Genomic DNA, 18,803 nt, shown 5'->3' with positions numbered 1-18,803 from the left:
CCCAGCAACAGGGCGGTCTTGAGGTTGTTCGGCTTCTTTTGCTCGGCCATGGTTACTTGAACTGCGGCGGCGTTTCAAAGGTGTGGAACGGCGCCGGCGACGGCACGGTCCACTCCAGGCCTTCCGCGCCATCCCAAGGCTTGGCTTCGGCTTTCTTGCCGCCGCGGATGGTCGGCAGGATCACGAAGAACAGGAAGAACACCTGCGACAGGCCGAAACCGAAGGCGCCGATGGTGGCGATCATGTTGAAGTCCGTGAACTGCGCCGAGTAGTCGGCGTAGCGGCGCGGCATGCCCGCCAGGCCCAGGAAGTGCATCGGGAAGAAGGTGACGTTGAAGGTGATCAGCGACAGCCAGAAGTGGGTCTTGCCCATGAACTCGTTGTACATATGGCCGGTCCATTTCGGCGACCAGTAGTAGAAGCCGGCGAACAGCGCGAACAGCGAACCGGCCACCAGCACGTAGTGGAAGTGCGCCACCACGTAGTAGGTGTCCTGCAGCTGGATGTCGATCGGGGTCACGGCCAGGATCAGGCCGGTGAAGCCGCCGATGGTGAACACGAAGATGAAGCCGACCGCAAACAGCATCGGGGTTTCGAAGGTCATCGAGCCCTTCCACATGGTGGCGATCCAGTTGAACACTTTGACGCCGGTCGGCACCGCGATCAGCATCGTCGCGTACATGAAGAACAGCTGCGAGGTCACCGGCATGCCGGTGGTGAACATGTGGTGGGCCCAGACGATGAACGACAGGATCGCGATCGACGCGGTGGCGTAGACCATCGACGCGTAGCCGAACAGCTGCTTGCGGGCGAAGGCCGGCAGGATCTGCGAGACGATGCCGAAGGCCGGCAGAATCATGATGTAGACCTCGGGGTGGCCGAAGAACCAGAAGATGTGCTGGTACATGACCGGGTCGCCGCCGGCGGCCGCGTTAAAGAAGGTGGTGCCGAAGTGGCGGTCGGTCAGCGTCATGGTGATGGCGCCCGCCAGGACCGGCATCACGGCGATCAGCAGGTAGGCGGTGATCAGCCAGGTCCAGCAGAACATCGGCATTTTCATCAAGGTCATGCCGGGCGCGCGCATGTTGAGGATGGTGACGATGATGTTGATCGAACCCATGATCGACGACGCGCCCATCAGGTGCATGGCGAAAATCGCCATGTCCATGCCTGGGCCCATCTGGGTCGACAGCGGCGCGTACAGCGTCCAGCCGGCGGCGGTCGCGCCGCCGGGCACCAGGAACGAGGTCGCCAGCAGCAGCGCCGCCGGCGGCAGCAGCCAGAACGAGAAGTTGTTCATGCGGGCGAACGCCATGTCGGAGGCGCCGATCTGCAGCGGGATCATCCAGTTGGCGAAGCCGACGAAGGCCGGCATGATGGCGCCGAACACCATCACCAGGCCGTGCATGGTGGTCAGCTGGTTGAAGAACTCCGGCTGGAAGAACTGCAGGCCCGGCTTGAACAGCTCGGTGCGGATCATCAGCGCCAGCACGCCGCCGGACAGCAGCATGACGAAGGAGAACCACAGGTACAGCGTACCGATGTCTTTGTGATTGGTGGCGAACAACCAGCGCGACAATCCGTGCGGATGGTCGTGCGCGTGATCGTGGGCGTGATCGTGTGCGTGATCCAAGGTGCTTGTGCTCATGTGTAACGCTCCTGATTACTTACGTGCAGCCACAACTTCGGCTGGTTGAACGATGTTTTCGGCGGCCTTGTTCGACCAGCTGTTACGGGTATAGGTGATGACGGCGGCGATGTCGGTATCCGACAGCTGCTTCCAGCCCGGCATCTCGGCGGAGTACTTGCCGCTCTTCTTACCGTGCAGCAGGACGTTGATCTGTTCCGCTTTAGGACCGTTGACCACTTCCGAGCCGTCCAGCGCAGCGAACGCGCCCGGCACGCCCTTGCCGTTCGCCTGGTGGCAGACGACGCAGTTGGTGGTGTAGACTTTTTCGCCCTTGGTTTTCAGTTCGTCGATGGTCCAGGTCTTGCTCGGATCGTCCGCCAGCGCGGCCATTTCCTTTTTCTTGCCATCGACCCAGGTCGTGTACTCGGCGTCGGTGACGACGCGCACGACGATCGGCATGAAGGCGTGTTCCTTGCCGCACAGCTCGGAGCAGTAGCCGCGGTAGGTGCCGGTGTGTTCGGCCTTGAACCAGGTGTCGCGCACGAAGCCCGGAATCGCATCCTGCTTGACGCCGAAGGCCGGGATCGACCACGAGTGGATCACGTCGTTGGCGGTGGTGACCATGCGGATCTTTTTATTGACCGGCACGATAACTTCGTTGTCGACTTCCATCAGGTAGTTGTCGCCGCGTTTCTCGGTCGGCTCGAAGCCCGGCGCGCCCACTTGCGAGCGCGGGGTCGACAGGTTGGACAGGAAGGAAATGCCTTCGCCCTCGCCCTTCAGGTAGTCGTAGCCCCACTTCCACTGCATGCCGGTGACCTTGATGGTGATGTCGGCGTTGGAGGTGTCTTTCATGCCGACCACGGTGCGGGTGGCGGGCAGCGCCATGCCGATCACGATCAGGAACGGCACCACGGTCCAGGCGATTTCAACGGCGGTCGACTCGTGGAAGGTGGCCGGCTTGTGGCCCAGCGATTTGCGGTGCTTGAAGATGGAGTAGAACATCACGCCAAACACGCCGATGAAGATGACCAGGCAAACTATCATCATCCAGTTGTGCAGGCTGTAGATTTCGGAGGCGATCTGCGTCGCGGGGGGCTGGAGATTCATTTCACCGGCGACGGGGCCGCCGGTGCCGCCGGTAGCGGCCGTGTAAGTTCCTGCTGCGGTATCAGCTGCCCACGCTGGGATTCCGGCTGCCAGGAAGGCCAGCCCGAGCATCAACGATTGAAGTCGCTTCGCATGTTTCATGTTTTCCCCAACCACCCAAGAAATTAAAAATATATTTTTTTAACGACTCCGGATTTCGGTGAACTGAACCGGCGCCGCTCCTTAAACAACTTCAGGCCCCATGCTTCCCGGTCTTTTCAACGCGGGCCGCTACGGGACCTTGAGAACATCCGCATCGCCCCTACATACTGCTCAGGAACAACGCCAACGCTCTATTCTGCTTAATTCAAATGCTCGTTCGTGCTCGTATCTACCTGCATCTGCCTCCCGTCGCTGGTTTATAGCTGGCGACGTGACATGCTGGCAAAATTAGTCAATGATTATATATAACAACAACGACCCGCATCAAGAAATAATCCATTTCACAACTATAGTGTCGCCCTGAGCGTACTCAGCTTTACCACACACCCGCCGCAAACCCGCTACTGGCGCGGCTTGCGGGGTAAATCGAAACGGATGATCGCTTCGCCTTTTGACGTCACTTTCGGCGCCGGACGGAAGGCGTGGCCGTAAATCACCTCAAACGTCAGACCCAGTTTGCCATCGGCGCGCCTGCCGCGCTCCAGCGCATCCAGCATGCGTTGCCAGGCTTGCTTGCCCATCAGGCCGCGGCGCAGCGTGGACAGCGGGTTGCCGCCCAGCGCGCGCACGTCGGCCAGCAGCGCCTGCGGCGTGTCGTAGGTGACGGTGATGACTTCCATGTCCAGCACCGGCGTCGAGAAGCCCACCTCCACCAGCTGGTCGCCGAAATCGTGCATATCGACGAAAGGCAGCGCGTGCGGGGCCAGGTCGGCCTCGGCAAAGGCGGCGCGCAGCTCGCGGAAGGTGTCCGGGCCGAAGCAGGAGAACATCAGCAGGCTGTTCACGCGCAGCACGCGGCGCCATTCGGCGAACACCCGGTCCGGCTGCGGATGCCAGTGCAGCGCCAGGTTGGACCAGACCAGGTCGACCGAATTGGGCCCCAGCGGCAGCTCGGAGAAGTCGCCGCACAGCAGGTCGACGCCGGTCTTGGCCGGCAACAGCTTGCTCAGCAGCAGGTTCAATGAAGATTGTTTGGCCACCGGCCCCTGCGCCGCGCGCACCATGGCCTCGGCCGCATCCAGGCCCAGGATCTGGGCCGCGGGATATGATTTTTGCAACGGCGCGAGATCGGCGCCGGCGCCGCAGCCGGCGTCCAGCACGCGCAATGGTGCAATTTTGATCAGTTCCAGGCGGTCGAACATGCGCGACGAGATCTCGCGGCGCAGGAAATCGGACGGCTGGATGCGCTCAGGACGCGAAAACAGGCGGCGCACGCGCTCGCGGTCGATCGGCGCGCTCAGTTTCGGGGGATTTGCGGGGACTTGCATGGTACGGTCTGGTGAAATGCGATAATGTCGGCAGTGTACATGGTTGAACGCAAACGCGATGCCTCCGGGCCGCGTTTTCCGCCGGGAGCATGGCATGAATGGCAAGCTGGCCCAGGATGCAAGACGCGGGGCGACGGCCGCCTCCGCGCGCGGCTGGCTGCGGCGCGGCGCCACGGCGATGCTGCGCGGCCTGCTGCCGGCCTCCTGCTCGCTGTGCGGCGAAAGCAGCGATGACATGCTGTGCGCCGGTTGCGCTGCCCAATTTTTCGGCAGCGACGCCGCCATCGCCCGCTGCCGCCGCTGCGCCAATCCGCTGCCGGGTTCCGGCCCTGACTCGAACGTAGGCGCGCTGTGCGGCGCCTGCGGCACGCATCCGCCGGCGTTCGACGTCACGCTGGTGGCGACGGACTACGCGCTCCCGGTCGACCAGCTGGTGCTGCAACTGAAGTTCGGCCACCGCCTCGCACTGGCGACCCTGTTCGCCCGCCTGCTGCGCGACGCGGTGCTGCAGCAACCGGGCTTCGTGCTGCCCGCCCTGCTCTGCCCGGTGCCGCTGGGTCCGCGCCGGCTGGCCGAGCGCGGCTACAACCAGTCGCTGGAAATCGCCAGGCCGCTGGCGCGCAGCCTGGGGGTGGCCTTGCATCCGCAGCTGGCCAGCCGCGTGCGCGAGACCGTCGCGCAAAGCAGCGTCGCGCCGGAGCAGCGCCAGCAAAACATCGCCGGCGCCTTCGCCATACCGGATGCGGCGCTGGTGCGGGGCCGCCACATCGGCATCGTCGACGACGTGATGACCAGCGGCCGCACGCTGAACGAACTGGCGGCCACATTGAAGCGCCATGGCGCCGCGCGCGTGAGCAACCTGGTGTTTGCCCGCACGCCGCCGCATTGAACAACTGAAGGAGATTGCATGTTCCACGTAGTCCTGGTCCACCCGGAAATTCCGCCGAACACCGGCAACGTCATCCGCCTGTGCGCCAACACCGGTGCGCAGCTGCACCTGATCGAACCGCTGGGCTTCCCGCTGGAAGACTCGAAGATGAAGCGCGCCGGCCTCGATTACCACGAGTACGCCAAGATGAAGGTGCACGCCGACTGGCAAGCCTTCCTCGCCGATCTCCAGCCGGACCCGGCGCGCATGTTCGCGATGACCACGCACGGCTCGTCGCCGTTCGCCCAGGCCAGCTTCCAGCCGGGCGACGTGTTCGTCTTCGGCTCCGAGACCAGCGGCCTGCCGCCGGCGCTGCGCGAGAACTTCCCGCCGGCGCAGCGCATCCGCCTGCCGATGCGTCCCGACAACCGCAGCCTGAACCTCTCCAACACCGTCGCCGTGGTGGTCTTCGAGGCCTGGCGCCAAAACGGCTACGCGGGAGGTGCCTAGATACGAGCCGACCGTTGATTCTGGGTAGGACGTATTTACGCGTGCTGTAGATAAGGGGTGATGTTGTTCATCATGCGCGCTCAGACATCCCCCTGCGGTAGCGATATTACCTTGAGCAAAGAAAGGCTGATTGAGAACCTCCACACCCGCTTCTTGCACCCAAGGCTTGGTGACGAGGTCAGTGCAGGCGGGAATAGAGTTCAGCAGGCCAAGCTTTGCTAATATCAACGCCCCTGAGCACTGAGCGCCCAGCAACTGCTTGCGAGGGTCAAACTTTAGCTGCGCCATCAGTGATGCATCCTCCACCAGCTGTCTCGTCAACGAGCCGCTTCCGACGAGCACCGCGTCGGCTTGTGCCGCATCGGAGAGCGAGGCTTGGGACTCGACAAGACGACCGGCATGCGTGCTGGACCGCGACGCGTTCGATGGCCTTGCTAGTTGAAGCGAAGGCGTAGCGGATAGAGCATCGCACAGGGTTTTCCGTCGCAGATGGCTGGCTTGAACTTCGCTTTAACGAACTGTGCAGCTGCAAAGTGTGTCGTATTCACGTCCGGCGATTTAAACACCGTGGCAGTGACAAATTTTCCATCTGCGTCAATCAGCACATCCATTGCGAGGTCCCCAGGTTTCTCTACACCGTTTCCTGCAATGGCAGCGATGATCGCAGCCGGTCCACCCTCAGGATAGGGCGGCTCATCAGTTGGCCCCAGAAAGGGGTAGTACCGCTTAACCTTCAATTGTTCCGCCGGCGTGAGTTGGGAATATGAACTGTTAAACGGAACATTCAAACCCAAAGCAATTGCTTCCGGCAGTCTGGTTCCGGTGCGCGCTTCTCCACCCAGGTTGAATTTAATTTCGGCACGATCGGCAAAGGCAGCCTGCTCTTGCGGAATCCCGTGCTCAAACTGGCGCTGCTGCTTTATTCCATTGGGGTAGGTTACTACGCCCATGCCATGCGGCGCATCGTCGTCCCATGGACCTTCATAACTGCCACCCAATTCGGTTATTTTTCCAATGCCCTGACGTTTGTCGTTATTGAACGCCCCCTCATAGATACTCCCAGCTTTTACGAGCACGCCCTGTCCTTGCCTACGCCCCTGTAGCAAGGGGCCGTCGAAGGCAGAAGTTGCGACTCCACGGTAAAACCACCGTAGCGTGCCGCTTCCCTCCGCGAAGCCATCCTTACATCCCCCAGACCATCGCACATATTCATTTGGCATGGGATTTGGATTGAGGACTCGGCAATCTTCCGGGCCGATATATTTCGGCCCCGAGGCGGCCCAACAAGATGGTGTCAACATCAAACACAAGCAGGCTGCCAGGAATTTGGTTTGCATTGTTACCTATATCCGAATTTATTCTCTTATTGAAAGGCCGCTCCTGGCGGCGCTCGGCCTAAAGGCACAGGATAGCACCTTGCCCAAAAGAAAAATTCACAGATTGTCACACCGCTGTCCGGTGTCATGCCCCGTCAGAAATCACGACGAACGACCCACCGCCGAGTCGACAGGCGCTATCAAAGATAAGCGACTCGGCGACGCATGCAAGCACACCGACCAGATCACTCCTGTGATCAACAGCAGGATCGCGATCCACTCCAACGGGCGCGGCATCTGGTGCTGGTACAGAAAACCGTATAGCAGCCCGAACAGCACCTCGAACAGCAGCAACTGGCCCGACAAAGTGACGGGCACGCGACGTGTGGCGATATTCCATAGCTGGTTGCCGATCACCGATGCCGCCGTGGCGACCATTGCGATCAGGGTCCAGAAGCGCAACCAGTCCCTGCCATGCACTTCGTGGCCGCCGACGCCAAACGTCACCAGTCCCATCACCAGCGCAATCAGGCCGGTGCTGATGCCATACAAGCCGGACCACTCGGCGCTGCTGAAGCGCGCATTGCGCTTGAGGAAGCGCGCATTGTCGACCGCGTACCAGGTCCAGCACAGCAGCGCGCCGAACGCGCACAGCATGCCCAGCGCCGACAGCGCCCAACCGGCCTGCGCCGCCCCCGGCCGAGTGAACACCTCCACGTTGATGCACACCATGCCCGCGATCACCACCAGCAGCGGCCACGCCAGCCTGCGCAAAGGCATCGAGCCATGATCGCGCCGCCCCACCAGCGTGACGGTCAGCGGCAGCAAGCCGATCACCAGCGACGCCGCCGCCACGCCGGCCAATTGCACGCCGAACGACAACAGCAGGTAATAGACGATATTGCCGGCCAGCGCATGGCGCAGCAGCACCATGCAATCGCTGCGGGTCAGGCGCCGCAGCAGCCCCGACAAACGTGGCGCCAGCAGCACCAGCATGATCAGCCCGTAGGCCAGATAGCGCCCCAGCGCCAACTCCAGCGGCGAGAAGGCCGCCAGCCACGTCGGCAGGACAAAGATGGTTCCCCACATCGCTCCGGCCGCCAGGCCGCACAACACGCCATACCACATACGCCCCTCCCGTCATTGAAGAGGTCATTGTCGGCGGGTACGACGGGCAGGGATTGTGCAGGACTAGCGGATTTTTGTCTGATCCTGCCGTTCGCGCTTGCGATAGGCCATCGGCGTGATATCCATCGCGCGGCGCATCGCGTGGGTCAGCGCGCTCTGGTCGGCGTAGCCGGCCAGTGTCGCCAGCTGCGCGATCGGCAGGTTGGTGGCGGCCAGTTGCCCGCACACCCAGCGCAGGCGCATGTCGGTCAGCCAGGTCAGCGGCGTGGTCTGCAGCTCGTCGCGAAACACGCGGTGCAGGCTGCTCACGCTCATGCAGGCAAGCTTGGCCATCGCCTCGACATTCCAGGGCTGGCCGGGATGCGCCTCGATCTCGCCCAGCGCGACCAGCAGCCGCGACGATGGCCGGATCTCCTGCTGCGCCAGCGCGTCGAGCAGCAACGGCGCCCAGTTGGCCAGCGTTGCCTCGTTGGCGCCGGAGTGGGCCCGCATCAATCCGATGTAGTCGATCAGCTTGGCGGCCGGGGCGCTGATCGGCGCATAGGGCCGTTCAGCCAGTCGCGCGGCGGTCGATTCCGGCACGACGGCCAGGTCGAAATCCAGGATCAGCGATTGATTCGGTTCGGCGGAGAATTGCGTGTGCACCAGCCCCGGCTCGATGAAGGCCGCGCGCAATGGATGGGCGATGCCGCCCTTGCCATTGATATCCAAGGTCAGCTTGCCCTTGAGCGGCAGCACCAGCTGGGCGAAATCGTGCACGCCGGCCCACGGCACGGCGCCATAGCTGCGGAGATCGAGTTCGGTGGGTGCAAGGGCTGGCATGATGCCGCCAGTGTAGCACTCAGCGGAAATATTCCATGCGGGTGAAGAAGGTGTAATCCGATTCCAGCCACATCAGCCAGGCCAGCACCAGCAGGCATGCCGGCGGCGCCAGGATCGCGTACATCAGCGCCGCCCGCTCCCAGCGCAGGTGCATGAACACCGCCACGATCAGACCGGCCTTGGCCATCATCAGCAGCAAAATCAGCGTCCAGCGCAGATAGCTCTGGATGTGGAACAAGTCGACCATGTACGACAAGGTGCTGAGCACAAACAGCAGCAGCCACACCTTCAGATACAGGCCGATCGGATGCTGCTGCCCGGATGCATGTTCCATGACGGCCTCCTACCACAGGTAAAACAGCGCAAAGATGAAGACCCACACCAGATCGACAAAGTGCCAGTACAGTCCGGCGATCTCGACGATGTCGTAATTGCCCCTGGACTCGTAGAAGCCGCGCCGCACGCGGGCCGCGACGATGCTCAGGTAAATCACGCCGGCCGTCACATGCAAGCCGTGGAAACCGGTGATCATGAAGAAACAGGCGCCGAACTGGGCCGCGCCGTCCGGATTGCCCCACGGCCGCACGCCCTCCCCGATCAGCTTGCTCCACTCGAAGGCCTGCATGCAGACAAAGCTCGCGCCCAGTGCGGCGGTCAGCAGCATCAGCCGGGCGCACACGGCGCGCTCGCGCCGGTAGGCGTAGTTGACCGCCATCGCCATCGTGCCGCTGCTGGTGATCAGGATGAAGGTCATGATGGCGATCAGTATCAGCGGCAGCTGCGTGCCGCCTATCGTCAACGCGAACACCTCGCTGGGATTGGGCCAGCCCGCCGTGGTGGCGATGCGCACCGACATATAGCCGGTCAGGAAACTGCCAAAGATGAAGGTGTCGCTGAGCAGGAAGATCCACATCATCGCCTTGCCCCACGGCACGCGGAAAGCTTCGCGGTCGCCGGCCCAGTCGGCCACCAAGCCCGACCAGCCGGAGGGTGTCTTCTCCATAGCCGCCTCCGTCAAAAAACGTTACAGACGTCTTGCACGAATGCCGGCGTCACCCAGAACAGCAGGCCGAACATCGCCAGCCACAGGCCCAGCAGGAAATGCCAGTAGCGCGCGCACAGTTGCATGGTGGCCTCGTTGCGGCGCGCTCCGGCCGCCACCGCCAGGCCGCCGGCCACATGCAGCGCGTGCAGGCCGGTGATCAAGTAAAAGAAACTGTTGGCCGGATTGGCGTCGAGCGGGAAGTTGGCCGTCTTCATTGCCTGCCACGCCCACAGCTGCGAGGCCAGGAAGCCCAGCGAGAAAACACAGCCCCAGCCATAAGAACAGCGCCGCCATGCCATGCTGGCCGCCGCCAGCACGGCGCTACTCAGCCACAACTGCCAGGGCACGAACGGCAGCGGACGCCAATCGGGCAGCGCCATGCGCATGATGTAGGCGCAGCTGAACAGAAAGAACAGCATGCCCACCACGCCCATGAAAACCCACAGGCCGGTGAGCCGGTTGGCCTGGCCGGCATCGACCTGGCTCGGCACCAGATAAAGCGAGCTACTCATGACGACCTCCTCGTTTTTGTCCCGTTTCATCCGGCGGCTGGTTCTGCGGCAGGTAATCGCTGTCGCCGTCCTGGACGCCGTACTCGTACGCGCCGCGATAGACGACAGGGGCTTCCTCTCCCCAGTTGCCGTGCCCCGGCGGCGTGTGCGGCGTGAACCATTCCAGGCTGGCCGCGCGCCACGGATTGCCGCCTGCCATCTGGCCGCGGAAGGTGCTCCAGGCCAGGTTGAACAGGAACATCAGTTGCATCGCGCCGACGAACAGCGCCACGATGGTGATGAATTCGTTCAGCGTATGCGCCGACTCGGGTATGAAGGCATAGTTCTCATACGCGTAGTAACGGCGCGGCATGCCCAGCAATCCGAGATAGTGCATGGGGAAGAAAATCAGATAGGCGCCGATGAACGTTACCCAGAAATGCAGCTTGCCCAGCAGCGGGTCGTACATGCGCCCGCTGACCTTGGGGAACCAGTGATAGATGCCGCCGAACACCGCCAGCACCGGCGACACGCCCATCACCATATGAAAATGCGCCACCACGAAATACGTGTTGGACAAGGGAATATCGACGCTGACGTTCCCCAGGAACAGCCCGGTCAACCCGCCGATGACAAAGGTGCTGATGAAGCCGACCGCAAACAGCATCGGCACGGTCAGGTGTATGTCGCCGCGCCACAGCGTCAGCGTCCAGTTGTAGACCTTGAGCGCGGTCGGCACGGCGATGATCAGCGTCGTCGTCGCGAAGAAGAAGCCGAAGTACGGATGCATGCCGCTCACATACATATGGTGCGCCCACACCACAAAACTCAAGCCGCCGATGACGACGATGGCCCACACCATCATCTTGTAGCCGAAGATGCATTTGCGCGCATGCACGCTGATCAGGTCGGAGATGATGCCGAACGCCGGCAGGGCCACGATGTACACCTCGGGGTGGCCGAAGAACCAGAACAGGTGCTGGAACAGCAGCGGGCTGCCGCCCTGGTGCGGCAAGTGCTGTCCCATCGAGACGATGGCCGGCATGAAGAAGCTGGTGCCCAGCGTCTTATCGAACAGCATCATGACGCCGCTGACGAACAGCGCCGGAAACGCAAGCAGCGCCAGGATGGTGGCGACGAAGATGCCCCACACCGTCAGCGGCACGCGCATCAGTGTCATGCCGCGCGTGCGCGCCTGCAGCACGGTGGTCACATAGTTCAGCCCGCCCATCGTGGCGGCGGCGATGAACACCAGCAGCGACACCAGCATGACGATGATGCCCCATTCCACGCCCGGCGTGCCCGGCAGGATCGCCTGCGGTGGATACAGCGTCCAGCCGGCGCCGGTCGGCCCGCCCGGCACGAAGAAGCTGCCGAGCAGTATCAGCACCGCCAGCAGGTAGAACCAGTAGCTCAGCATGTTCAGGAACGGGAACACCATGTCGCGCGCGCCCACCATCAGCGGAATCAGGTAATTGCCGAAGCCTCCGAGGAACAAGGCCGTCAGCAGGTAGACCACCATGATCATGCCGTGCATGGTGATGTACTGGTAGTAGACGCTGGCGTCGATAAAGCTGAACTTGCCCGGGAAGCCCAGCTGCAAGCGCATCAGGTCGGACAACACCAGCCCCACCAGGCCGATGAAGATCGCCGTGATCGAGTACTGGATGGCGATCACCTTGTGGTCCTGGCTCCATACATAGCGGGTCCAGAAACTCTGCCCATGCGCGCTGCCGTAACTCATGCTGTCCTCCGCTCACTGCCTGACGGTCTTGATGTAGTCGACCAGCGCCGCCAGGTCCGCCGGGCTGAGCTGCTGCTCCGGCATGATGGGCGGAAAGCCCTTGACGATATGCGCGTTGGGCTTGCTGATCGATTCCCGCAGATAGGCGTCGTCCACCTTGATGGTCGCGCCGTCGGTCATGGTTTCGCTCTTGCCGTACAACCCCTTCCAGGTCGGACCGGCGCTGGCGCTGCCGTCAACGCTGTGGCAGGCCACGCAGCCGTGCGACTGCGCCAGCAAGCGCCCCTGCTTGCCGGGCTCGGGCGGTGCGGCCAGCGTCGCGGCAAAGGTCGGCTGCGCCGCCAGCCAGCGCGCGTAATCGGCCGGCTCATCCACCACCACATAGCTGCGCATATTGAAATGGCCGATGCCGCACAATTGCGCGCACATCACCTCGTAGCGGCCGGCGGCGTTGGGCGTGAACCAGAATGAAGTCACCATGCCCGGCACCATGTTCATGCGTGTGCGGAACTGCGGCACATAAAAATCGTGCAGCACATCCTGCGCGCGCAACATGACCCGCACCGGCCGGTGCACCGGCACATGGATCTCCTGCCCTTCCACCAGCAGATCGTCCTGTCCGCTGGGATCGTTCGGATTCAGGCCGAAACGGTTGACGTTGCCGATGAAGCGCACATCGGTGCTGCCCAGCTTGCCGTCCTTGCCGGGCAAGCGGTAATGCCACTGCCACTGCTGGCCCAGCACCTCGAACACCATGGCGTCGGCGGGTGGAGTGATCAGCTTGGCGTACACCGACAGCCCCGGCGCCAGCATGGCGATGATGCCGATGCTGGTGGCGATGACCAGCGACCACTCCAGCTTGCTGCTGCCGTGTTCGGCTGCGGCGCGCACGCCCTCCTGGTGGCGGAACGTGACCAGCACATAGGCGATGAACAGATTGATGACGACGAACGCCACGCCGGTGATGACAAAGGTCAGCAGCAAGGCGTCATCCATCTGCTGCCAGTTGGATGCGATGGGCGTGAGCCACCATGGACTCATGTAATGAAATTCCAGGGCGCCAACAACGATCAGTATCAATACGAGTGCTAACACCATGGCTGGTCCGGGAGCTAACGCGGTCGGCTCGGTCTCTCAAGCTTCAGATAAATGAAGGCTGCGGCCATCCCGAAGATGACATGAGCGATGGCCGTCTGCCACCCTCGCAGCGCTACGAACCATGTATAGACACCGGTCATGCCATAAAAGTTCAGCACATACAGCAGCAGGCCGAACAGCGCGCCGGCCGCCAGCGCCATGCCGCTGCTCGAGTCAAGCCGGAACGGCGCCATGACCGCCGCCAGCAGGATGCCGAACACCACGCCCAGCGCGTAGTGCACCAGCAGCGCCGCGACCAGCACGCCCAGGCTGTAGCCGGTGACTTGCGTCACCTCCCAGCCCATGGCCATCGCCGCGATCATGCGCGTCGCCATCCAGGGATCGTTGTTGGTGAAGAAGGCGGCCCACGCCAGTTCCAGCAGCATCAGCACGCCGCCGGCGCCGAAGCCCGCCACCGCGGCGGCGGCCCAGTCCGGCAGGCGCGCCTGCCATTGATGTGATTGCAGATGCAGTTCCATAGTCCTCTCCCGAAGTTGCCTGTGCGGCCTTCAAGTCTAGGAGAATTTTTCGGAACCTGCCAATGAGCACGTACAGAAAACGACTCAGCAGTGGTGCGCGCGGCCTAGCGTTTTCTCAGCAGCTGGCGCAGCCAGACAAACAGCGCGCCGCACGCGCCGGCGCAGATGGTGGCGCCGGCCAGCAGCGCGGCCGGCTGGCGCAGGCCCAGCAGATCGGCGGTGTAGGCCAGCGCCACCGCCAGTATCAGCTGCGCCGGATACAGGTAGCGCAGCTGGCGGAACGCGCCGGCATCGCCGCGCCGCCAACAGCGCAGCGCGACCATGAAGGCCGGTCCCCACAGGACGCCGAGGAATGCCAGCGTCGCCACCAGGATCAGCAGGATCCTCATGCGGGACGCTGCGCGCGCACCTTGGTCAGCAGCTTGGTGGTCGAGCGGTCATGCTCGAAGTCGATGGCGATGGCCTGGCCGCCGTAGGCCAGCACGGCCTTGCCTTCCGGGATCGCATCCATCTGATAGTCGCCGCCCTTGGCGTAGATTTCCGGGCGCGCCTGCCGCACCACTTCCAGCGCCGTGTCCTCGTCGAAGTCCACTACCAGGCTGACCGACTCCAGCGCGGCCAGCACCGCCATGCGGTCGGCGCACTGGTTCAGCGGGCGGTCGTCGCCCTTGCCCAGCCGCTTGACGGACGCATCCGTATTGGCCGCCACCACCAGCGAGGCGCCCAGCGCGCGCGCCTGCGCCAGATACGTCACGTGGCCGCGGTGCAGGATGTCGAACACGCCGTTGGTCAGCACCACCGGCTTGGGCAGCGCGGCCACGCGGGCGGCCAGTTGTTCACGGGTGCAAATCTTGTCTTCAAATTGAGGCATGGCGTCTTTTCAGTTTATTTGGGTTCTTCATCTTCCGGTTCCTCCTCGATCTGCATGCTGAGCGAGTCGGAAGCGGACGCGCCGGTATCGCCGGGCTCGCGGCGGTCGCCGCGCAGCTTGATCTGCAGGCGCAGGCCGTTGGCCGAATCGGCATTGCGGATCGCTTCTTCGTAAGCGATGTAGCCCTTATTATAAAGTTCGTACAGCGCCTGGTCGAAGGTGCACATGCCCAGCTCGCGCGACTTGTGCATGATTTCCTTGATCGCCTGGAAGTTGCCCTTGAAGATCATCTCGGCGATCGTCGGCGTGTTGAGCAGGATTTCGATGGCGGCCTTGCGGCCCTTGCCGTCCTCGGTGCGCACCAGCCGCTGCGAGACGATGGCGCGCAGGTTGGACGACAGGTCCATCAACAGCTGGTTGCGCCGCTCTTCCGGGAAGAAGTTGATGATGCGGTCCATGGTCTGGTTGGAGTTGTTCGCGTGCAGCGTGCCCAGGCACAGGTGGCCGGTCTCGGCGAACGCGATCGCGTGCTCCATGGTCTCGGTATCGCGGATCTCGCCGATCAGGATCACGTCCGGCGCCTGGCGCAGCGTGTTCTTCAGCGCGTTGTGCCACGACAGCGTATCGACGCCCACCTCGCGGTGCGTGATCAGGCAGCCCTTGTTCTTGTGCACGTACTCGACCGGATCCTCGACCGTGATGATGTGGCCGGCCGAATTGGCGTTGCGGTAGTCGATCATCGCCGCCAGCGTGGTCGACTTGCCCGAGCCCGTGCCGCCCACCACCAGCACCAGCCCGCGCTTGGTCATGATGACGTCCTTCAGCACTTCGGGCAGGTCCAGCTTTTCAAAATTCGGTATTTCGGAGGCAATGGTCCGTATCACCATCGCCACATTCTGCTGCTGCACGAAGACGTTGACGCGGAAGCGGCACACCTCCGGCAGGGAGATGGCAAAATTGCATTCCAGCTCGGCCTCGAACTCGCGCTTCTGCTTGTCGTTCATGATCGACAGCGCCAGCGCGCGCGTCACGCTGCCGGTCAGCTTCTGCTGGCTCAGCGGCTTCATCGCGCCCTGCGACTTCATACTGGGTGGGAAATCGGCGGAAATGAACAGATCCGAGCCGCCCGTGTGGTGCATCACCTTCAGCAGCTTGTGCAGATAGGCTTGCGCTTCTTCAGGACCAAATGTGGAGGACATACACGCCTTTCGCTGGTTACGGTGCATTATATCTACAGCATTCCGCTACAATAGCGCATCTTGGCGTTCATTTATTGCATACCAGCATCGCCTGTGTTCAAATACATTCATGACACTGACCGAACTGAAATACATCGTCGCCGTTGCTAGAGCGAAACACTTCGGACATGCGGCCGAGGCCTGTTACGTCGCCCAGCCGACGCTGTCGGTCGCCATCAAGAAACTCGAAGACGAGCTCGGCGTGGTCCTGTTTGAACGGGGCGGCGCGGAAATCTCGGTCACCCCGCTGGGCGCGCAAATCGTCGCCCAGGCCGAGCGCGTGCTGGAACAGACCGCCGCCATCAAGGAACTCGCCAAACAAAACAAGGATCCGCTGGCCGGCCCGTTGCGCCTGGGCGTGATCTACACCATCGGCCCCTACCTGCTGCCGCCGCTGGTCAAGGGCATGATCGCCACCGTGCCGCAGATGCCGCTGATCCTGCAGGAAAACTTCACGGTACGCCTGCTGGAGATGCTGCGCCAGGGCGAGCTCGACGCCGCCATCATGGCGCTGCCGTTGCCGGAACACGGTATGGCCATGCAAGTGTTGTATGACGAACCGTTCGTGGTCGCCATGCCGGCCCAGCACCCGTGGACCAAGCGCCAGAGCATTCCCGCCGACGACCTCAAGACCGAAAACATGCTGTTGCTGGGCAACGGCCATTGCTTCCGCGACCAGGTGCTGGAAGTCTGTCCTGAAATGGCGCGCTTCTCGGCGCCGGGCAACGGCATGCAGCGCACCTTCGAAGGTTCGTCGCTGGAAACCATCCGCCACATGGTCGCCAGCGGCATCGGCCTGACCGTGCTGCCGCGCGCCTCGGTGCCGGACATGGACGCCAAGGAAGGCATGCTGCAGTTCCGCCAGTTCGACGCGCCGGTGCCGTCGCGCCGCGTGGTCATCGTGTGGCGTAAAAGCTTCACCCGCAAGGCCGCCATCGACGCGGTGTGCGAAGTCGTCGCATCCTGCAACCTGCCCGGCATCACCACCCTCTGCGCCACCGACGCATGATCGTCGCAGGATTTGCGATAATCCCCCTCTTTCCCTACACGCGACACTATCCATGAACAAGCTGGAGCTCTATTTTCGCCTGGTCAGGCTGGACAAACCTATCGGCACGCTGCTGCTGCTGTGGCCGACGCTGTATGCGCTGTGGCTGGCCTCCAGCGGCAAGCCGGACTGGACGCTGGTGGGCATCTTCGCGCTCGGCACGCTGCTGATGCGCTCGGCCGGCTGCGCGATGAACGACTACGCCGACCAGGATATCGACAAGTTCGTCAAGCGCACCGCGCAGCGGCCCATCACCAGCGGCCGCGTCAGCGGCAAGGAAGCGCTGGCGATCGCCGCGCTGCTGGCCATCGTCTCGTTCTGCCTGATCCTGCCGCTGAACGCGCTGACCAGGCAGCTGTCGGTCGCGGCCGTCATCATCGCCGGCACCTATCCCTACTTCAAGCGCTTCTTCGCGATTCCGCAAGCTTACCTGGGCATCGCCTTCGGCTTCGGCATCCCGATGGCGTTCGCGGCGGTGCAGGACACGGTGCCGCCGGTGGCCTGGATGCTGTTGATCGGCAACGTCTTCTGGGCCGTGGCCTATGACACCGAATACGCGATGGTCGACCGCGACGACGACCTGAAGATCGGCATCCAGACCTCGGCCATCACCTTCGGCCGCTACGACGTGGCGGCGGTGATGACCTGCTACGCGGTGCACCTGGCGCTGCTGCTGGCCTGCGGCCTGCGGATGGGCATGGGCGCGTGGTTCGTCGGCGGCCTGGCGGTGGCGGCCGGCATCGCCGTCTACCACTACACGCTGATACGCGGACGCGAGCGCGACGCCTGCTTCTACGCCTTCCGCCACAACAACTGGCTGGGCGCGGCGGTATTTGCCGGCGTCGCGCTGGACTACGCGCTGCGCTAACGAACCTTGAGTGCGCGCAAAGCGGGGGCATAATCACTGTCTACACTGACTATCCCCCTACAACCCGCGACTCAGACGAGGTCATCATGGATCAAACCCAACAGAACGGCAAAGCCGACATCACCGGCAGCCAGGCCGCCAGCAGCGCCGCGCGCGACAAGCTGATGGATGAATTAAAGAACGCCATCGGCGAAGCGGAAACCTGGCTCAAGGACGCCGCCTCGCAGGAAAGCATCGTTCCCTCCGAAACCCGGGCCCGCTTCGACGACACGCTGCGCACCGCCAAGAGCGACCTGCGCAAGCTGGAAGACAGCGCCATCGCGCGCGGCCGCAGCGCCGCCAAAAGCGCCGACGCCTACGTCCACGACAACCCATGGAAATCCGTCAGCCTGGGCGCCGCGCTGGGCGTCATCCTCGGCATGCTGATCACCCGAAAATAACTCGCGCCGAAAGCCGCTGAACTCAAGCGGATCCCGCGCCGACCAGGGCGGCCGTACCGCGCTTGAGCCCCTCGGCGACGGCATCGATGCCGCATGCTGGCCGGCCCAGTACCCAGCACTCCAACAGCGCAAGCTGGGTCTCCGCCACCTGTTTCGCAATCACTTCCACCGGCAGCAGCCCCGCACTTACCGGCATGCGCGACAGACGCAGCGCGATCAGGCCCGCCAGCGTTTGTCCCAGCAGGGGTCTGACCGGCCAGCCAAGCAACACCCTGCCGACATGCTGATTCTCACGAAAATGCCGCAACAAGGCGGGAATCCGCTCCGTGCCAGCGCCAGGCTCAACCAGATCGGCCAGCACGCTAAAGGGCTTGCGGATGCTTGCCACAAGAAGGTCGTGCTTGGTCCGATAGTGTTCGTAGAAGGTTGAACGGCCAACGTTTGCTAGATCCGCAACCCGGCCGATTGTCAGCGCCTCATATCCTTGCTCAAGCAACAGCGTGACAAACGCCGCATGCAATGCGGACCGCGTTTTCAGCTGTCGACGATCCAGGTCTTGCTCGTTCATATGATCTCTCTGCCGGACAGT

Annotated in this window: 21 protein-coding genes and 1 pseudogene; 5 read left to right on the top strand and 17 right to left on the bottom strand. The window is 62.9% G+C overall.

The window, feature by feature from the left end; translation table 11 throughout:
• Positions 1-52: 52 nt before the first annotated feature.
• From ctaD to ACEN9F_RS23955, 3 genes are all read right to left on the bottom strand, one after another.
• Positions 53-1,648: a cytochrome c oxidase subunit I gene (gene ctaD / locus ACEN9F_RS23965; protein ID WP_413424006.1), complete on the bottom strand. Its 1,596-nt coding sequence runs from the start codon at positions 1,646-1,648 to the stop codon at positions 53-55.
• Between the two features lie 15 nt (positions 1,649-1,663).
• Complete coding sequence (coxB, locus tag ACEN9F_RS23960) at positions 1,664-2,881, bottom strand: cytochrome c oxidase subunit II (RefSeq protein WP_413424005.1); 1,218 nt, start codon at positions 2,879-2,881, stop codon at positions 1,664-1,666.
• A 401-nt stretch (positions 2,882-3,282) separates the two neighbouring features.
• A complete protein-coding gene (locus tag ACEN9F_RS23955) occupies positions 3,283-4,209 on the bottom strand; it encodes a methyltransferase domain-containing protein (RefSeq protein WP_413424003.1) in 927 nt (308 codons plus the stop codon).
• A 94-nt stretch (positions 4,210-4,303) separates the two neighbouring features.
• Between ACEN9F_RS23955 and ACEN9F_RS23950 the strand changes: the two genes are divergently transcribed.
• Complete coding sequence (locus ACEN9F_RS23950) at positions 4,304-5,098, top strand: phosphoribosyltransferase family protein (protein WP_413424002.1); 795 nt, start codon at positions 4,304-4,306, stop codon at positions 5,096-5,098.
• A gap of 18 nt (positions 5,099-5,116) precedes the next feature.
• Positions 5,117-5,587 (top strand): tRNA (uridine(34)/cytosine(34)/5-carboxymethylaminomethyluridine(34)-2'-O)-methyltransferase TrmL, encoded by a 471-nt coding sequence (gene trmL / locus ACEN9F_RS23945; protein WP_413424001.1) that lies wholly within the window; start codon positions 5,117-5,119, stop codon positions 5,585-5,587.
• Between the two features lie 72 nt (positions 5,588-5,659).
• On the opposite strand, the pseudogene ACEN9F_RS23940 reads toward trmL, so the two are convergent.
• The 13 genes and pseudogenes from ACEN9F_RS23940 to ACEN9F_RS23880 all read right to left on the bottom strand — a co-directional run.
• Positions 5,660-5,968 (bottom strand): annotated as a pseudogene (locus ACEN9F_RS23940) (AraC family transcriptional regulator); the annotation flags it as partial.
• 53 nt (positions 5,969-6,021) lie between these two features.
• On the bottom strand, positions 6,022-6,924 hold the full coding sequence (locus ACEN9F_RS23935; RefSeq protein ID WP_413423999.1) for a hypothetical protein: 903 nt from the start codon (positions 6,922-6,924) through the stop codon (positions 6,022-6,024).
• Positions 6,925-7,065: 141 nt separating this feature from the next.
• On the bottom strand, positions 7,066-8,031 hold the full coding sequence (locus ACEN9F_RS23930; RefSeq protein WP_413423998.1) for a DMT family transporter: 966 nt from the start codon (positions 8,029-8,031) through the stop codon (positions 7,066-7,068).
• Positions 8,032-8,094: 63 nt separating this feature from the next.
• Positions 8,095-8,853 (bottom strand): helix-turn-helix domain-containing protein, encoded by a 759-nt coding sequence (locus tag ACEN9F_RS23925; protein WP_413423997.1) that lies wholly within the window; start codon positions 8,851-8,853, stop codon positions 8,095-8,097.
• A 19-nt stretch (positions 8,854-8,872) separates the two neighbouring features.
• Complete coding sequence (locus tag ACEN9F_RS23920; protein ID WP_413423995.1) at positions 8,873-9,187, bottom strand: cytochrome C oxidase subunit IV family protein; 315 nt, start codon at positions 9,185-9,187, stop codon at positions 8,873-8,875.
• A gap of 9 nt (positions 9,188-9,196) precedes the next feature.
• Positions 9,197-9,856 (bottom strand): heme-copper oxidase subunit III family protein, encoded by a 660-nt coding sequence (locus tag ACEN9F_RS23915; protein WP_413423993.1) that lies wholly within the window; start codon positions 9,854-9,856, stop codon positions 9,197-9,199.
• Positions 9,857-9,867: 11 nt separating this feature from the next.
• Positions 9,868-10,410 (bottom strand): bb3-type cytochrome oxidase subunit III, encoded by a 543-nt coding sequence (locus ACEN9F_RS23910; RefSeq protein ID WP_413423991.1) that lies wholly within the window; start codon positions 10,408-10,410, stop codon positions 9,868-9,870.
• Positions 10,403-12,133, bottom strand: coding sequence for a cytochrome c oxidase subunit I (locus ACEN9F_RS23905; protein ID WP_413423989.1), 1,731 nt, complete (start codon positions 12,131-12,133; stop codon positions 10,403-10,405). The genes ACEN9F_RS23910 and ACEN9F_RS23905 overlap by 8 nt, the downstream gene beginning before the upstream one ends.
• A gap of 12 nt (positions 12,134-12,145) precedes the next feature.
• The gene (locus ACEN9F_RS23900) at positions 12,146-13,231 is read right to left on the bottom strand and encodes a c-type cytochrome (protein WP_413423987.1); all 1,086 of its coding nucleotides are present in this window, start codon (positions 13,229-13,231) and stop codon (positions 12,146-12,148) included.
• A gap of 14 nt (positions 13,232-13,245) precedes the next feature.
• Positions 13,246-13,749 (bottom strand): hypothetical protein, encoded by a 504-nt coding sequence (locus ACEN9F_RS23895; RefSeq protein ID WP_413423985.1) that lies wholly within the window; start codon positions 13,747-13,749, stop codon positions 13,246-13,248.
• A gap of 104 nt (positions 13,750-13,853) precedes the next feature.
• On the bottom strand, positions 13,854-14,138 hold the full coding sequence (locus ACEN9F_RS23890; protein WP_413423983.1) for a hypothetical protein: 285 nt from the start codon (positions 14,136-14,138) through the stop codon (positions 13,854-13,856).
• A complete protein-coding gene (gene rfaE2, locus ACEN9F_RS23885) occupies positions 14,135-14,620 on the bottom strand; it encodes a D-glycero-beta-D-manno-heptose 1-phosphate adenylyltransferase (protein ID WP_413423981.1) in 486 nt (161 codons plus the stop codon). The genes ACEN9F_RS23890 and rfaE2 overlap by 4 nt, the downstream gene beginning before the upstream one ends.
• Before the next feature lie 14 nt (positions 14,621-14,634).
• Entirely contained in the window at positions 14,635-15,819 is a 1,185-nt protein-coding gene (locus tag ACEN9F_RS23880) for a PilT/PilU family type 4a pilus ATPase (protein WP_413423979.1), read from the bottom strand.
• A 109-nt stretch (positions 15,820-15,928) separates the two neighbouring features.
• On the opposite strand from ACEN9F_RS23880, the gene ACEN9F_RS23875 reads away from it, so the two are divergent.
• The 3 genes from ACEN9F_RS23875 (at position 15,929) to ACEN9F_RS23865 (ending at position 18,214) form a co-directional block, all read left to right on the top strand.
• The gene (locus ACEN9F_RS23875) at positions 15,929-16,867 is read left to right on the top strand and encodes a hydrogen peroxide-inducible genes activator (RefSeq protein ID WP_413423977.1); all 939 of its coding nucleotides are present in this window, start codon (positions 15,929-15,931) and stop codon (positions 16,865-16,867) included.
• Positions 16,868-16,919: 52 nt separating this feature from the next.
• Positions 16,920-17,774 carry a 4-hydroxybenzoate octaprenyltransferase gene (gene ubiA / locus ACEN9F_RS23870; RefSeq protein ID WP_413423975.1) on the top strand — a complete coding sequence of 285 codons (855 nt, stop codon included), beginning with the start codon at positions 16,920-16,922 and terminating at the stop codon, positions 17,772-17,774.
• An 86-nt stretch (positions 17,775-17,860) separates the two neighbouring features.
• Positions 17,861-18,214 (top strand): DUF883 family protein, encoded by a 354-nt coding sequence (locus ACEN9F_RS23865; protein ID WP_413423973.1) that lies wholly within the window; start codon positions 17,861-17,863, stop codon positions 18,212-18,214.
• Between the two features lie 22 nt (positions 18,215-18,236).
• Here ACEN9F_RS23865 and ACEN9F_RS23860 read toward each other — a convergent pair whose 3' ends face one another.
• Positions 18,237-18,782, bottom strand: a complete 546-nt coding sequence (locus ACEN9F_RS23860; protein ID WP_413423971.1) for a TetR/AcrR family transcriptional regulator — start codon at positions 18,780-18,782, stop codon at positions 18,237-18,239.
• Positions 18,783-18,803: the final 21 nt, after the last annotated feature.

The organism is Duganella sp. CT11-25, from assembly GCF_047302815.1.
Taxonomy (GTDB): Bacteria; Pseudomonadota; Gammaproteobacteria; order Burkholderiales; family Burkholderiaceae_D; genus Rugamonas.
This window is presented reverse-complemented; position numbering and strand designations above follow the sequence as displayed.